Annotated in this window: 13 protein-coding genes; 7 read left to right on the forward strand and 6 right to left on the reverse strand. The window is 61.4% G+C overall.

Features of this window, described 5'->3' with window-relative positions:
* The first annotated feature begins 245 nt into the window (after nucleotides 1-245).
* Both aroQ and LOY52_RS23235 read left to right on the forward strand, forming a co-directional pair.
* Nucleotides 246-695: a type II 3-dehydroquinate dehydratase gene (gene aroQ, locus LOY52_RS23230; protein WP_258676114.1), complete on the forward strand. Its 450-nt coding sequence runs from the start codon at nucleotides 246-248 to the stop codon at nucleotides 693-695.
* Nucleotides 692-1,546, forward strand: a complete 855-nt coding sequence (locus LOY52_RS23235; protein ID WP_258676116.1) for a shikimate dehydrogenase — start codon at nucleotides 692-694, stop codon at nucleotides 1,544-1,546. Before aroQ ends, LOY52_RS23235 begins: the two co-directional genes overlap by 4 nt.
* Before the next feature lie 110 nt (nucleotides 1,547-1,656).
* On the opposite strand, the gene LOY52_RS23240 is transcribed toward LOY52_RS23235, so the two are convergent.
* Entirely contained in the window at nucleotides 1,657-2,334 is a 678-nt protein-coding gene (locus LOY52_RS23240; RefSeq protein WP_007963740.1) for a TetR family transcriptional regulator, read from the reverse strand.
* 102 nt (nucleotides 2,335-2,436) lie between these two features.
* The gene (gene quiC / locus LOY52_RS23245; RefSeq protein ID WP_258676117.1) at nucleotides 2,437-4,338 is read right to left on the reverse strand and encodes a 3-dehydroshikimate dehydratase QuiC; all 1,902 of its coding nucleotides are present in this window, start codon (nucleotides 4,336-4,338) and stop codon (nucleotides 2,437-2,439) included.
* A gap of 353 nt (nucleotides 4,339-4,691) precedes the next feature.
* Here quiC and LOY52_RS23250 point away from each other — a divergent pair, with 353 nt between their 5' ends.
* A complete protein-coding gene (locus LOY52_RS23250) occupies nucleotides 4,692-6,029 on the forward strand; it encodes an MFS transporter (RefSeq protein WP_103367271.1) in 1,338 nt (445 codons plus the stop codon).
* Between the two features lie 115 nt (nucleotides 6,030-6,144).
* On the opposite strand, the gene LOY52_RS23255 is transcribed toward LOY52_RS23250, so the two are convergent.
* The 4 genes from LOY52_RS23255 to LOY52_RS23270 all read right to left on the reverse strand — a co-directional run bounded on the left by LOY52_RS23255 (nucleotide 6,145) and on the right by LOY52_RS23270 (nucleotide 9,963).
* Nucleotides 6,145-7,023: a DMT family transporter gene (locus LOY52_RS23255; protein WP_103367270.1), complete on the reverse strand. Its 879-nt coding sequence runs from the start codon at nucleotides 7,021-7,023 to the stop codon at nucleotides 6,145-6,147.
* Between the two features lie 64 nt (nucleotides 7,024-7,087).
* Nucleotides 7,088-7,903, reverse strand: coding sequence for a sugar phosphate isomerase/epimerase (locus LOY52_RS23260; protein ID WP_258676120.1), 816 nt, complete (start codon nucleotides 7,901-7,903; stop codon nucleotides 7,088-7,090).
* A gap of 2 nt (nucleotides 7,904-7,905) precedes the next feature.
* A complete protein-coding gene (locus LOY52_RS23265; protein WP_258676121.1) occupies nucleotides 7,906-8,967 on the reverse strand; it encodes a Gfo/Idh/MocA family protein in 1,062 nt (353 codons plus the stop codon).
* Between the two features lie 219 nt (nucleotides 8,968-9,186).
* Nucleotides 9,187-9,963, reverse strand: coding sequence for an IclR family transcriptional regulator (locus LOY52_RS23270; RefSeq protein WP_258676123.1), 777 nt, complete (start codon nucleotides 9,961-9,963; stop codon nucleotides 9,187-9,189).
* A 176-nt stretch (nucleotides 9,964-10,139) separates the two neighbouring features.
* Between LOY52_RS23270 and LOY52_RS23275 the strand changes: the two genes are divergently transcribed.
* The 4 genes from LOY52_RS23275 to LOY52_RS23290 all read left to right on the forward strand — a co-directional run bounded on the left by LOY52_RS23275 (nucleotide 10,140) and on the right by LOY52_RS23290 (nucleotide 14,731).
* Nucleotides 10,140-11,879, forward strand: a complete 1,740-nt coding sequence (locus LOY52_RS23275; protein WP_258676125.1) for an FAD-dependent oxidoreductase — start codon at nucleotides 10,140-10,142, stop codon at nucleotides 11,877-11,879.
* The gene (locus LOY52_RS23280; RefSeq protein WP_258676126.1) at nucleotides 11,863-12,696 is read left to right on the forward strand and encodes an aldo/keto reductase; all 834 of its coding nucleotides are present in this window, start codon (nucleotides 11,863-11,865) and stop codon (nucleotides 12,694-12,696) included. Before LOY52_RS23275 ends, LOY52_RS23280 begins: the two co-directional genes overlap by 17 nt.
* Nucleotides 12,697-12,886: 190 nt before the next feature.
* Nucleotides 12,887-13,777, forward strand: a complete 891-nt coding sequence (locus tag LOY52_RS23285; RefSeq protein WP_258676143.1) for a neutral zinc metallopeptidase — start codon at nucleotides 12,887-12,889, stop codon at nucleotides 13,775-13,777.
* The gene (locus LOY52_RS23290) at nucleotides 13,778-14,731 is read left to right on the forward strand and encodes an alpha/beta hydrolase family protein (RefSeq protein ID WP_258676144.1); all 954 of its coding nucleotides are present in this window, start codon (nucleotides 13,778-13,780) and stop codon (nucleotides 14,729-14,731) included. It begins immediately after the preceding gene.
* Nucleotides 14,732-14,837 lie beyond the last annotated feature (106 nt).

The raw sequence follows: 14,837 nt of genomic DNA on the forward strand, positions 1-14,837 counted from the left end.
CCGTCTTGATGACGGCTTTTTTGTGGGCGCCTTAAAAGATCGCAGCCTGCGGCAGCTCCTACCCTGGAATACGTTCCTCCTGTAGGAGCTGCCGCAGGCTGCGATCTTTTGATTTGTGCGATCACCGAACATAAAACGTCGGACGCAACGCCGTTCAATTGACCATGGTAACCATCTAGTACATTTTACCTCCACAGGCTGAAACCCTCGGCCCAAGCCAAAAACAATAAGTGGAGTTTGCCCCCATGCCCCCTATCGTTCTGGTGCTCAACGGCCCGAACCTGAACCTGCTCGGCACTCGTGAACCGGCGACTTACGGTCACGAAACCCTGGCCGATATCTCTGCACTGTGCGGGCGTGCCGCCGAAGAATTCGGCCTGGCCGTGGAGTTTCGCCAGACCAATCACGAAGGCGAACTGCTCGACTGGATTCATACGGCACGCGGCCGTTGCGCCGGGATCGTGATCAACCCGGCAGCCTGGACGCACACCTCGGTGGCGATCCGCGACGCGCTGGTGGCCAGTGAGTTGCCGGTGATCGAAGTGCACCTGTCCAACGTGCATGCGCGTGAGCCATTCCGCCACCACTCGTTTGTCTCGGCCATCGCCACGGCGGTGATGTGCGGCTTCGGCAGCCATGGCTATCGCCTGGCCCTGGAGCATTTCAGTCAGCGACTGAAGGGGCGCGCAGCATGACCCGTAAACCGGTAATACTGGCTGGCCTGATCGGTGCGGGCATTCAAGCCTCGCGCACGCCAGCACTGCATGAACATGAGGGCGACGCCCAAGGCTTGCGCTACCTGTATCGGCTGATTGATCTCGATCAGTTGCATCTCGACAGCAGCGCCCTGCCCGACTTGCTGCAGGCGGCCGAGCGGATGAACTACACCGGTCTGAACATCACTTTCCCGTGCAAGCAGGCGATCATCCCGCTGCTCGATGAGCTGTCGCCGGAAGCCCGGGGCATCGGCGCGGTCAACACCGTGGTGCTCAAGGACGGCAAACGCATCGGCCACAATACCGATTGCCTGGGTTTTGCCGAAGGTTTTCGTCGCGGCTTGCACGATGTCGCCCGTGAGCGAGTAGTCCAAATGGGGGCCGGCGGTGCGGGAGCGGCAGTGGCCCACGCGTTGTTGAGCGAAGGCGTACAGCAACTGAGCATCTTCGACGTCGACCGTGAACGCGCCGAGAGTCTGGCGAACAACCTCAACCAGCATTTCGGCTCAGGTCGCGCGGTGGCCGGGCGCGATCTGCCGGGCACCCTGAATCAGGCCGATGGTCTGGTGAACACCACGCCGATGGGCATGGCCAAACTGCCGGGGATGCCAGTGCCGGTGGAGTTGCTGCGCAAGGAATTGTGGGTGGCGGAGATCGTTTACTTCCCGCTGGAAACCGAGCTGCTGCGCAACGCCCGCGCGCTGGGTTGCCGCACGCTGGACGGCGGCAACATGGCGGTTTTTCAGGCGGTGAAAGCGTTTGAGCTGTTCAGCGGCGTGGTGCCGGATGCTCAGCGCATGCTGGCGCATTTTCAAAGCATGAACGGCTGAACTACCGCCGTTGTGGGAGCGAGCCTGCTCGCGAAAGCGGTGTGTCAGGCAACAGATGCATTGACTGACAGTATGCTTTCGCGAGCAGGCTCGCTCCCACAGGAACAGTGTCACGGCTGCAAGTAGCGCAACACCGACTCGCAGATCATCTCTCGATGGCGCTGCTTGATGCTTTCGTCCGGCAGGTCGATCTGAAAGATCTCACCGAACGTATGGCGGTTCGAGACGCGATAGAAGCAGAACGAGCTGATCAACAGGTGCACGTCCAGCGCATCTAGGCCTGCGCGGAATACCCCTTCTTCAGCACCACGGCGCAAAATCTCGCCCAGCGAATCGAGGATCGTATTGTTCATTGCCTTGATCGCATCGGAACGCTTCACGAACTCGGCGTTGTGGATATTTTCGATACAGACGATGCGCACGAAATCGACGTTGCGGTCGTGGTGATCAAAGGTGAACTCCACCAGTCGGCGGATCGCCACCACCGGCGGCAGCTCGGCCAGGTGCAGGCGGTTTTCGGTGCTGCGGATGTCGCCGTAAAGCTTTTCCAGCACCTCGACGTACAACTGCTCCTTACTGCCGAAGTAGTAATAGATCATGCGCTTGGAGGTATGGATACGCTCGGCGATCGCGTCGACGCGGGCGCCGGACAAGCCCTGCTGGACGAACTCGACGATCGCCTCCTGCAGGATGTTCTCGCGGGTTTTTTCCGGGTTGTTCTTGCGACTCTTGCGCGGCTCGATACCGGACTCGACGGGAGCGGCGGGGAGTTCTGAAGTCATTGTCATTGCGGGCTCACGGCCATCACTGCACAGGTTGGCGATTATGGGCCGCGCTGCACAGTGAAGGAAGCCACGCGGCTCGTGTTTAATCCCGCGTTTACGAAATTCCTACAACTTCGCCTGACGCACGGCGCCGCTGCGTGATTTCGCCATCGCCGCCAGACGTACCGCGACGTTCGCCGCCCCATAACCGGCATAGCCGTTTTTACGCTGGATGATCTCGAAGAAGAAGCGTCCCTCGAACGGCTCGGTGTACACGTGGAACAGCTCACCGCCCTGTGCGTCACGATCGTAGAGCACGTTGTAGTACGCCAGCTCGCTGAGGAATTCGTCATCGAAATCGAAGCGCGCGGCGAGGTCGTCGTAATAGTTGAGCGGGATATCCAGCAGCGGCACCCCAGCCTCTTTGGCGCGACTGACTTCGGCGAAGATGTCCTCACAATCGAAGGCGATGTGATGCACACCGGAACCGCGATAACTCGACAGCGCGTGAGAAATCGCGGTATTGCGGTTCTCCGAGATATTCAGCGGCAGGCGGATCGAACTGTCGCGACTTCTCAGCGCCCGGCTCTTCACCAACCCATACGGATCGGGCAGCACCACCTCATCGTCGGCCTCGAAATCCAGCAGGCTCTTGTAGAACAGCACCCAACTGTCGAGGCTGTCGGCCGGCAACGCCATGGCCATGTGATCGATGCGCTTGAGGCCGCCACGGGCCTGGGCGTTCGGCAGCAGATTGAAGTCGGTGCCATAGACATCCGCCGCCTCATCCACCAGATAAATCAGGCTGCCGTCCGGCGCACGCACCGCGGCCAGTTCCAGTTCGTTGGGGCCGACCAGGCCGCGATAGGGCTGGCCCTTGTAGGCGACGGCGCGGGCCAGGGCGCTGGCGCTGTCCTTGACCCGCACGGCGGTGGCACACAGCGACGGGCCGTGGGCCTCGAAAAAGCTGTGGCCGAACGAATACGGTTCGGCGTTGAGGATCAGGTTGATATCGCCCTGGCGCAACAGGCTCACGCTCTTTGATCGGTGTTGTCCGGCCTTGACGAAGCCCAGGCGCTCCAGCCAGTTGCTCAGTTTGGCGCCGAGGCTTTCGTCGACGGCGAACTCAAGAAACTCGATGCCGTTGTACTCGCTGGCCGTCGGCGTTTCGAAGAGGATGTCGCGGTTGGCCACCGGCGTTGCTTGCTGTTCCAGGCGCTGACGGGTTTTCTCTTCCAGATACAGCAGCGAACGCAGACCATCAGCGGCATTGGCCCGTGGCGGCGCGGCGCGGAAGCCATCGTTGAAGATCTCCAGCGACAACGGCCCGGTGTAACCGCTCTGGATGATCGGCGCGAGGAACCCCGGCAGATCGAACTCGCCCTGCCCCGGGAAGCAACGGAAATGCCGGCTCCACTCCAGAACATCCATGGCGAGGATCGGCGCGTCGGCCATTTGCACAAAGAAGATCTTGTCGCCGGGAATGTCGGCAATCGCGCGTGGATCACCTTTCAACGACAAGGTGTGAAAGCTGTCGAGCAGCACGCCGAGTGCCGGGTGGTCGGCCTGGCGGACGATGTCCCAGACCTGTTGATAAGTATTGACGTGCCGGCCCCAGGCCAGCGCTTCATAGCCGATACGCAACCCGCGAGCGCCGGCACGTTCGGCCAGCAGCCGTAGGTCATCGACCAGAATCTGCCGGTCGCCGATGCTTTCCGCCGAGGCGTTGCTGCACACCAGCACCAGATCGGTGCCCAGTTCCTGCATCAGGTCGAATTTGCGCTCGGCCCGTTCCAGATTGCGCGCCAGCCGATCACGGCGGCAGCCTTCAAAATCGCGGAACGGCTGGAACAGAGTGATGGCGATCCCCAGGTCAGCGCACATCTGCCTGATTTCCCGCGGGCTGCCGTCGTAATACAGAAGATCGTTCTCGAAGATCTCGACACCGTCGAACCCGGCGGCGGCAATGGCTTCGAGCTTTTCCGGCAGGGTGCCGCTCAGGGAAACGGTGGCAATGGAACGCTGCATGTTTCTACTCCCGGACTTCGCCGCGCTTATCTTTAAGGTAGGAGCTGCCGAAGGCTGCGATCTTTTGATCCTGGTCCTGAAAAGCAAATTCAAAAGATCGCAGCCTTCGGCAGCTCCTGCACAGGACGTTTTTTATAGTGAGGGAAATTATTGGCTGCATCGTCTTCAGCAGCAATTTAAAGTGTACCAGCCGGTTAGTTTTGCGTGCGATTATCGAACACTATGGCGTTTCGGCGAATTGACGATTTTTCGTCCACTGCCCACCATCGACTTCACATTGAGTCCGGAAATGAACCTTCGGTCGCAGTGCGTGCAAACAACACCACATAACAAATTCAAAAACGGGTGGAACAATGATTCCTTCACAGACTTCCCGCATGGCCCCGGCCATGAGCACTGCCACGGGTGGCATCGGCGACAAGATCCGCGGCGCCATGGCTGTCGGCAAGACCCGTTGGGGCATGCTGGCGCTGGTGTTTTTCGCCACGACCCTGAACTACATCGACCGCGCCGCCCTCGGCGTCATGCAACCGATCCTCGCCAAGGAAATGAGCTGGACGGCGATGGATTACGCCAACATCAACTTCTGGTTTCAGGTCGGCTATGCGATCGGTTTCGTCCTGCAGGGACGCCTGATCGACCGCGTCGGCGTCAAGCGCGTGTTCTTCTGCGCAGTGCTGCTCTGGAGCCTGGCCACCGGCGCCCACGGTCTGGCGACGTCGGCCGTCGGCTTCATGGTCTGCCGGTTCATCCTCGGCCTGACCGAAGCAGCCAACTACCCGGCCTGCGTGAAAACCACACGCCTGTGGTTCCCCGCCGGTGAACGCGCCGTGGCCACCGGCATCTTCAACGCCGGGACCAACGTCGGCGCCATGTTCACGCCGATGCTGCTGCCGCTGATTCTCCACGTATGGGGCTGGCAGGCGGCGTTCCTGTGCATGTCGGCACTGGGCGGGATCTGGCTGCTGTTCTGGGGCCTGAAATACTTCAACCCGGAAGACCATCCACGAGTGAAGAAATCCGAACTCGACTACATCCAGCAGGAGGTCGAACCGGAACAGGCCCGCGTACCGTTTTCACGCATCCTGCGCATGCGCGGCACTTGGGCGTTCGCCCTCGCCTATTCGCTGACCGCACCGGTGTTCTGGTTCTACCTGTACTGGCTGCCGCCGTTTCTCAATCAGCAATACAACCTGGGCATCAACGTCACCCAGATGGGTATCCCGCTGATCATCATCTACGTGACGGCCGACTTCGGCAGCGTCGGCGGCGGCATTCTGTCTTCGTTCCTGATCGGTCGCGGCATGAACTCGATCAAGGCGCGGCTGCTGTCGATGTTCCTGTTCGCCTGCTGCATCATCGGCGTGATCATGGCCGCCGGCTCGAGCAATCTGTGGGTCGCCGTCGCGGCAATCTCCCTGGCCATCGGTGCACACCAGGCCTGGACCGCGAACATCTGGAGCCTGGTCATGGACTACACGCCCAAGCACATGATGAGCACGGTGTTCGGTTTCGGCGGCATGTGCGCCGCGATCGGCGGGATGTTCATGACCCAGATCGTCGGCCACATCCTGACCGTCACCAATAACAACTACACGGTGCTGTTCACCCTGATCCCGGCGATGTACTTCATTGCCCTGACCTGGATGTACTTCATGGCCCCGCGCAAGATTCCAGACGTCACCGAGTAACCGGCTTACCCCTCCCCTTGTAGGAGCTGCGACACGCTGCGATCTTTTGATCTTGATTTTGAAGATCAAAAGATCGCAGCGTGCCGCAGCTCCTACACAGGAATTTGTGGATCCTTCAGCGACGGCTTTGCTGCCAAGCCGCCGCCAGGCCGCTGCAGCAGATCACCGCAATGCCGATCACCGTCAACAGACTCGGCGTGTGATTGAACACCACCCACCCCAACAACCCGGCAAACACGATCTGGCAGTAGCCGAACGGCGCCAGCAATGCCGGCGCGGCATGGCGGAACGCCTGGGTCAGAAACAGGTGCGCGGTCATCCCACAGCTGCCCAGCGCCAGCATCAACACGGCGTGTGACAAGGTCGGCACCTGCCAGAAGAACGGCACCAGCGCACTCATCACCAGCGTGTTGCACAGCCCGGCGAAAAAGTTGCTGGTGGTCGGACTGTCGACCTCACTGAGCTTGCGCGTCAGCAGTTGATAGAAGCAGAAAAACAACGCCGAGCAGAACGGCAGCAGCACCGCCGGGGTGAACAACTCGCCTCCCGGATGGACGATGATCAGCACCCCGATAAAACCGCAGATCACCGCGATCCACTGCCCGCGCGTCACCCGTTCCTTGAGCAACGGCACCGACAACGCCGTCACCAGCACCGGCGCAAGAAAGTTGACCGCGGTGGCCTCGGCCAGCGGGATATACAGCAGCGCCGTGGTGAAAAACAGACTGGTGCCGAGCAGGCACAGCGCCCTCGCCAACTGCCACAACGGCCGTTTGGTGCGCAGCACACGCAGCCCTGATTGCGGCAGGAAAATCCCCGCCATCAGCAAGGTGTGCACCAGATACCGCGCCCATACCACCATGATGATCGGGTAGAAACCCGAGAGGTATTTCGACAGCGCATCGTGGCTGGAGAACAGGAAAGTCGCCACGACAATCAGCAAGATCCCCTTGAAGGGTTGGTTGACACCGGAGAGCGGGGTGCTGACGGTCATTGGATATCTCTGAAGGAAAAATAAACAGTGGCGAGAACGCTGGCGCCCCGCCACAAAAACTGACTTACAACTGCGCCAACAATTCCCGCGTCCTGTCGAGCGCCATCTGCGCTCGTTGCAATCCGCTTACACCCTGCTCCAGCAGTTTTACCGTGGGGATCTCCAGGCTCAGTGGAATATTAGCTGGCAGACTGCGCAACAAACCGTGCAGGTCACAATCGCCCTCGCCGGGAAACCGCCGCTCATTGCGCGCCTGACGCAAGATCTCGGCCATGTCCGCCGGTCGCGGTCCCGCCACATCACACAATTGCGCATAACGCAGGCGCCCAGGCGCGACGAGGGTCAGGTCCTCCAGCCGTGAGCCGGAGCGATCGAAATGAAAGGCATCGACCAGCACCGCGGCATTTTCCCGGTCAGCACTGGCAACGATGCGCAACGCCTGCTCGAGGTTGCGCGCATCGGTCCAGGGCATGAACTCCAGATGCGGATGCAAACCGTAAGGCGCCGCCAGATCACACAGCGCGGCAAAGTTGTCGGTGAGCCGTTGCTCGTCAGGATCATTGCCGGCGACGAGTAATTCGCTGGCGCCGAACTCCGCGCCGACGGCCAGCAGCTTGTCGAAATCGGCGACCACGGTTTGCGGTTTCAGACGCAGGATTTCCACGTCGAGCACAGCAATGCCAGTGTCGCGCAAACGCGCCAACGTCTGACGCCGTAAACCGCCATCGGCCACTAATGGAAAGTGATATTCCTCCGGCGTCGCCGGCTCCAGGCGCAGGCCGACATGGCTGTAACCGGCACGCGCCGCCACCTCGACCATTTGCGGCGGTGACAACTCGAGTACGGTGAGACTGGCCAGAGACAGAATTCGTTCGTTCATGCTCACGCCTCGACCGCTGCCGGGGAACAGGCACGACCGCTGGCCGCCGCCTCGCGAATCGCCTCGACCAGCGCCAATGTTCGCGCGGCATCGGCGGCACTGACCAAGGGTTCGACTTCACGCCGCGCGACCTGCACAAAATGCTGCAGTTGCAAACGCAAAGCATCCCCGGCCGCGCAATGTTCCTGCACCGCGAGCAAAGGCTCGTGCCAACCGGCATCGACTTGATCGGCAGCGTAATGCCAGCGCTTGAGTTGCGGAAGGCTCAGCGCCCCGGCGGTGCCCGCCAGCAAATAACACGGCTGATCGACTTGACGCGGGTAGACCGGGTTTTCCCCGGAATTCAGCTCCCAGCTCCACGGCGCGGCGACCGCATCAGAACCGCTCAGCGTACCGAGTGCACCGTCGGCAAATTGCAGCAACACCGCGACGCTGTCTTCGTTAGCAAAACCCCGCACCGCGTTGTCGGTGACGGCCTGCACCGATTGCACTTCACCGCACAGGTGACGCAGCAGATCGAGGTCGTGAATCAGATTGGTCAGCAACAGGCCCGCGCCCGGTTCACGCCGCCACGGGACCTCGAAATATCGGTCGGGTTTGCGTAACTGGAACAGTGCAGTAACCGTGGTCAGCCGCCCGAGCGCGCCGCTGCGCAGCAATTGGTGGGCACGCACGATCAACGGATTGTGCCGCCGATGATGGCCGACCAGCACCGGCACGCCACTGCGTTTGACTGCCGCCACCAGTTCGCGTGCCTCATCCAGATGCACGCCGAGCGGTTTCTCCAGCAACACCGCAACCCCGGCGGCGAGGCAATCCAGCGCCGTGCTGACATGCTGATTATTCGGATTGGCCACGATCACCGCGTCGGGCAGCACCTGCTCCAGCATCTGCCGGTGATCGGCGAAATACGCCACGCCCCACTGCGCCGCCAACGCGGGGGCCTGCGGGCCGGGATCGGCCACTGCGCACAACCGGGCTTCTTCGAGGGTTTGCAGGTGCTGGTAATGCTGCTGGCCCATGTTGCCAGCGCCGATCAGGGCGATACGAAGGGGGGGAGTCAAGGCGCGATCCTTTTGTGATTGTTGTTGGACATGTCACTCCAGCAACAATTTAGAACCGCGTTCCACAATCAAACACCCGGTGATGGGAAAACCGTGCGAACACCGCACATTTTTATAATCGACGCTCAACCTGTAGGAGCTGCCGAAGGCTGCGATCTTTTGACTTTGATTTTCAAGATCAAAAGATCGCAGCCTTCGGCAGCTCCTACAGGGGATCGGTCAGACGAACAATTCCGATGCCAGACTCGCCGCCGACAATTCCTCAGTGAACGTCAGCAGCAGCGGCGCCAATTCATGCAGTCGCGCGCCGGGCATCCGTGCGCTTGGCCCGGCAATGCTCAGTACACCGATCACCCGCCCGTCAACCGGATGCTTGACCACCGCGGCAATCGCCGAGGTGCCCACCGCCGAACTTTCCTCGACACACGCATACCCCTGCTCTCGCGCCAGACGCAGGCGTTCCAGCAGTTCGATATTGGAGCGCGGCGCATTCGGCCCGACGCCCATCGGAACTTCCGCGCCTTGGCGCTCGACCAGCGACAAGGCTTCGGCGTCGCTCATGCAGGCCAGCCACGCATGCCCGGAAGCGGTGTAGAACAACGGCGCGTCGCGGCCCATGTCCGGGTCATAACGCAGGCCCGTCCGTGCGCCCTGCGCCTTGGCGATCCAGGTCTGGCGCTCGTCATCGATCACCCCCAGACGCACCAGCTCGCCGGTTTCCTGAGCCAGTCGATCCAGCACCGGTTGCACGATGTCAGCACCGCTGCTCGACAGGTACTGAAACCCCATCGCCACCAGTTTGGTCGACAGGTGATAGCGCAAAGTGTCGGGATTCTGCCGCACGTAGCCCAGGCGAATCAGCTCCGCGAGCATCCGGTGCGTGGCACTTTTCGGGATGTCCAGTTGCTCGGCGAGGGTCTGCATCGGCAGCCCGCGCGGCACACTGGTGAGGCTTTCCAGCACGCTGAAAACCCGTTCGATCTGACTGCCAGCCATGGAAAGGTCCAAGTGAAATTTTGCCGATTCTAGAAGACATCCGAGACAAAGCGAAATCCGGAACTGGCTGTGCGATAACCGCCCACTTTACTGAACCATGCCTTGTTGCAGCTGAACTTCATTGGTTAGTTTCTGGAATCTAATTCCAATAAATTCTTACTGCGGAGCTTTGCCTGATGCCTGCCGAACTTCCCGAAATCGACTGCGACGTTCTGGTCGTCGGCTCCGGTGCCGCCGGTTTATCCACAGCGGTCACTGCCGCGTGGCACGGCCTGAAGGTCATCGTGGTGGAAAAAGATCCGGTGTTCGGTGGTGCCACTGCGTGGTCCGGCGGCTGGGCATGGGTGCCGTGCAATCCGCTGGCCCGGCGCGCCGGCATCGTCGAAGACGTCGAGCAACCGCGCACGTACTTGCGCCATGAACTCGGCGAGCATTACGACCCGGCAATGGTCGACGCTTTCCTCACTGCCGGGCCACACATGGTCGCGTTTTTCGAACAGCACACTGCTTTGCAATTCGCCGATGGCAACGCCATTGCCGACATTCACGGCGATACACCCGGCGCCGGCACGGGCGGTCGCTCGGTGATCGCGGCGCCTTACGACGGACGAAAAGTCGGACGCTTGCTCAGGCGCCTGCGTACAACGATGCGCGAAACGTCCTTCATGGGCATGCCGATCATGGCTGGCGCCGACCTTTCGGCGTTCCTCAATCTCACCCGTTCGCTGAAAGCCGCGTGGCATGTAACCCGTCGTTTTACCCGACACTTGCTCGATCTGGCGGTACATGGCCGGGCCATGCAATTGGTCAACGGTGTGGCGCTGGTCGCAAGGCTGGCGAAGTCCGCCGAGGACCTTGGCGTTTTGTTATGGGAGTCGGCACCCGTGACCGAACTGCTGCGCGATGAAGCAGGGGTTTGCGGCGCGCTGGTCAACAGCGCCAAAGGCCCGATCCGCATTCATGCACGCAAAGCCGTGGTGCTGGCCGCCGGCGGATTCGCCAACGACATCGAGCGGCGCAAGGCGTTGTTTCCGCGCACGCCCACGGGTCAAGAACACTGGGCACTGCCACCGCTGGCGGTGAACGGCGACGGCCTGCGCCTGGGCGAAAGCGTCGGCGCCACGGTCAACACCGACCTGGCGTCACCCGTGGCCTGGGCGCCGGTCTCGCAAGTGCCGCATGCCGACGGCAGCATCGGCCATTTCCCACACATCATCGAACGCGGCAAACCGGGAATCATCGGCGTAATGCGCAACGGCCAGCGCTTTGTCAACGAAGCCAACGGTTACTACGACTACGTCAGCGCCATGGTTGCCGCCACCCCTGAAGGCGAAGAAGTCGCCTCGTGGCTGATCTGCAGCCGTGCCTTTCAACGGCGTTATGGCTTGGGCATGTCGCGGCCATTTCCCGTTCCGGTGTCAGGATTTATCCGCAGCGGCTATCTGAAAACCGGCAACACCCTTGAAGAATTGGCCAGCGCCTGCGGCATCGACCCCAGCGGGTTGCGCCAGACGGTGGAGGACTACAACCGCCATGCACGCCACGGCGAGGACCCGTCGTTCGGTCGCGGTTCAACGTCTTACAACCGCAAGCAGGGCGATCCGGCGAACCTTCCCAACCCTTGCGTTGCCCCAATAGAGACAGGCCCCTTCTATGCCGTGAAAGTCCAACCGGGCTGCTTCGGCACTTTTGCCGGGCTCAAGGTCAACCCGCAGGCGCAAGTGCTCGATGCCCATGCCCAGCCCATCGCCGGGCTCTACGCCGCCGGTGGCGACATGGCCAGCATCATGGGCGGGCACTATCCGGCGGGCGGGATCAACCTCGGCCCGGCGCTGACTTTCGGCTACATCGCCGCCCGGCATATCTGCGGCATCACAGCTTTCGAACAGGAGATCGACCATGCAGCACATCGTTAACGCCCAGGGTTTGAACATGCCGAAACTGGGCCTCGGCACCTGGCCGATGCTCGGCGACGAATGCACCCGTGCAGTGGAGCAAGCGCTGGAACTCGGCTACCGGCACATCGACACGGCAGCGGCCTACAACAACGAAGACGCGGTCGGACAAGCATTGGCGAATACACCGACATCCCGCGAGCAGATTCATGTCACCACCAAGGTCTGGTGGGGCCAGTTGCAGCCCGACGCCATGCGCCACTCGATGGAACGAAGCCTCAAGTCTTTGCGCAGCGAGTACGTCGACCTGTTCATGATCCACTGGCCGAGCACTGACTGGGACTTGCCGCGCACGCTTGAAACCCTCGCATCCTTCAAGGAGCAAGGTCTGGCTCGCAACATCGGCGTGGCGAATTTTCCGCTGCCGCTGCTGCGCACAGTCGTCGAGGAACACGGCATCCCTCTGTCAGCGATCCAGGTCGAGTACCACGTCCTGCTCGGCCAGAACGCCCTGCTCGACTACGCGCGCCAACACGACCTGGCGCTGACCGCGTACACACCGCTGGCGCGCAACAAGGTCTCGGAGATTCCACAGATTCATCAGATTGCCGAAAAACACGGCGTGCTGCCGACTCAGGTGGCGTTGAAATGGCTGCTGGATCAGCCCAACGTGGCGGCGATTCCCAAAGCCAGCAGCCGCGCCAATCAACTGGCGAACCTGGCTTCGCTGCAGGTTGAACTGGACGCTGAAGACCGCGCACTGATCGCCGCCCTGCCGAAGAATCAGCGTCAGGTCAGCCCGGATTTCGCCCCGGTGTGGGATGCCTTCGATCGCTGACGCACAGCGCGCCGAGAGAAATCCGCCGACGGATTGAATTAGTCGCGCACACGCTCGTCAATAACAGGCCCGCCCTCGTCACCCGAGGCCGGGCCTGTTTGCGTGTACGCCAATAGACGGACGACCGGACTGGCGCCACACTCCCACACCAGCAACACTCATCACCACGAACAGAAAAGAGGATTCCCACATGCTATGGAAAAAAGGCCGACGCAGTGACAACGTCGTCGATGCCCGTGGCGATGATAGCGGCGGCGGTGGTGGCATGCGGTTCGGTGGCGGCAAAGGCCTGAGCCTGGGGGCGATCCTGCTGATCGTCGGCATCGGCTGGATCACCGGACAGGATCCGTTGCAGATCCTCGGCCAGCTCACCGGGCAAATGACCGAGCAATCGGCACCGGCCTCGACGCAAACCCGCCAGGCGCCACCGGCCAACGACCAGCAGGCCGAATTCGTGCGTTCGATCCTCGGCGATACCGAAGACACCTGGGGCGCAATTTTCCAGCAGGCCGGGCGCCAATATAAGGACCCGACCCTGGTGCTGTTCAGCAACCGGGTGAATTCCGCCTGCGGTCTGGCGACTTCGGCGACCGGCCCGTTCTATTGCCCGGCGGATCAGAAAGTCTATCTGGACATGGCCTTCTTCCAGGAAATGACCCAGCGCTTCAAGGCCGCCGGCGACTTCGCCCAGGCCTACGTGATCGCGCACGAAGTCGGCCACCATGTGCAGACGTTGCTCGGCGTCTCGGCAAAAATTCAGGCGGCCCGTCAGCAGGGCCGGCAGATGCAGGGCGACGGCGGTTTGCTGGTGCGTCAGGAATTGCAGGCCGACTGCCTGGCCGGCGTCTGGGCCTACCATGCGCAGAAGCGCCTGAACTGGCTGGAACCGGGTGACGTCGAAGAGGCCTTGAATGCGGCCAACGCCATCGGTGATGATCGCCTGCAACAACAGGGTCAGGGCCGCGTGGTGCCGGACTCGTTTACCCATGGCACGTCGGCGCAAAGGGTGCGCTGGTTCAAAACCGGTTTCGCCCAGGGCCAGGTCGGCCAGTGCGATACCTTCGCGACGAAAAACCTGTAAATGCGCAAATGGCTTCTGGCTTTACTGATCATCGGCGGCAACGCGCACGCGGCAGGCGTCGATGCCATCAGCCCCGGGCGCCTGCAATTCGAGGCCGGCGAAATGGCCGTCGGCATCAGCCCCGCACCGGAAAAAATCGAGCGGGTGCTGATCGTCATCCACGGTCGTCTGCGCAATGCCGAGACCTACCGCAAGAGTGCCGAACGCGCAACCGAACTGGCCGGGCAAACGGCGCACACGCTGGTGATCGCGCCACAGTTTCTCAACGAAAGCGACGTCGCCCTGTACTCCCTGCCCGACACATTGCTGCGCTGGAAAGGCAACGAGTGGATGGGCGGCGGGTTATCCACAGGGCCGAAGCCGCTGAGTTCCTACGCCGCACTCGATGCCATCGTCGCCCGGGTCAGTGATCGCAAGCAGTTTCCGGACGTGAAGCAGATCGTGATTTTCGGCCATTCCGGTGGCGGTCAAGTGGTGCAGCGTTATGCCCTGCTGGCCAAGGAGCAACCGGCGCTGAAGGCCAATGGCATTCGCCTGCGCTATGTGGTGGCCAATCCGTCGTCATACGCGTATTTCAACGAACAGCGGCCGGTAGCGTTCGATCACGCACAGTGCCCGGGTTTCAATCGCTGGAAGTACGGTCTGGCAGACATGCCGGTGTACGCCGGTGGGCAAACGCCATTGCAGCTTGAGAGCAGCTACATCAAGCGCGAAGTGATTTATCTGCTGGGACAGCAGGACACCGATCCGCAACATCCGGCGCTGGACAAGAGTTGCGCCGCCGAGGCGCAGGGCGCGTATCGGCTGGAACGCGGCAAGCTGTTTTTCGGCTACCTGCTGCGCCGGCATCCGGAAGGGGTCAATCAGCGGCTGGTTGAAGTGCCCGGGGTCGGGCATAACGGCGATGGGATGTTGACGTCACCGGAGGGGCTGAAAGCGCTGTTTGAGCAGTAAGTTGTGCAGTGGATGATCTGGCCTCTTCGCGAGCAGGCTCGCTCCCACATTGGATTGATGCATTACACAAAATCCCTGTGCACCGAAGATCTAATGTGGGAGCGAG

Source organism: Pseudomonas sp. B21-051, assembly GCF_024748795.1.
GTDB classification, from domain to species: Bacteria; Pseudomonadota; Gammaproteobacteria; order Pseudomonadales; family Pseudomonadaceae; genus Aquipseudomonas; species Aquipseudomonas putida_A.

Bases quoted from the DNA above. Each gene is read 5' to 3' on its own strand.
- aroQ (WP_258676114.1), top strand. From the start codon at position 246: ATGCCCCCTATCGTTCTGGTGCTCAACGGCCCGAACCTGAACCTGCTC.
- LOY52_RS23235 (WP_258676116.1), top strand. From the start codon at position 692: ATGACCCGTAAACCGGTAATACTGGCTGGCCTGATCGGTGCGGGCATT.
- LOY52_RS23240 (WP_007963740.1), bottom strand. From the start codon at position 2,334: ATGACAATGACTTCAGAACTCCCCGCCGCTCCCGTCGAGTCCGGTATC.
- quiC (WP_258676117.1), bottom strand. From the start codon at position 4,338: ATGCAGCGTTCCATTGCCACCGTTTCCCTGAGCGGCACCCTGCCGGAA.
- LOY52_RS23250 (WP_103367271.1), top strand. From the start codon at position 4,692: ATGATTCCTTCACAGACTTCCCGCATGGCCCCGGCCATGAGCACTGCC.
- LOY52_RS23255 (WP_103367270.1), bottom strand. From the start codon at position 7,023: ATGACCGTCAGCACCCCGCTCTCCGGTGTCAACCAACCCTTCAAGGGG.
- LOY52_RS23260 (WP_258676120.1), bottom strand. From the start codon at position 7,903: ATGAACGAACGAATTCTGTCTCTGGCCAGTCTCACCGTACTCGAGTTG.
- LOY52_RS23270 (WP_258676123.1), bottom strand. From the start codon at position 9,963: ATGGCTGGCAGTCAGATCGAACGGGTTTTCAGCGTGCTGGAAAGCCTC.
- LOY52_RS23275 (WP_258676125.1), top strand. From the start codon at position 10,140: ATGCCTGCCGAACTTCCCGAAATCGACTGCGACGTTCTGGTCGTCGGC.
- LOY52_RS23280 (WP_258676126.1), top strand. From the start codon at position 11,863: ATGCAGCACATCGTTAACGCCCAGGGTTTGAACATGCCGAAACTGGGC.
- LOY52_RS23285 (WP_258676143.1), top strand. From the start codon at position 12,887: ATGCTATGGAAAAAAGGCCGACGCAGTGACAACGTCGTCGATGCCCGT.
- LOY52_RS23290 (WP_258676144.1), top strand. From the start codon at position 13,778: ATGCGCAAATGGCTTCTGGCTTTACTGATCATCGGCGGCAACGCGCAC.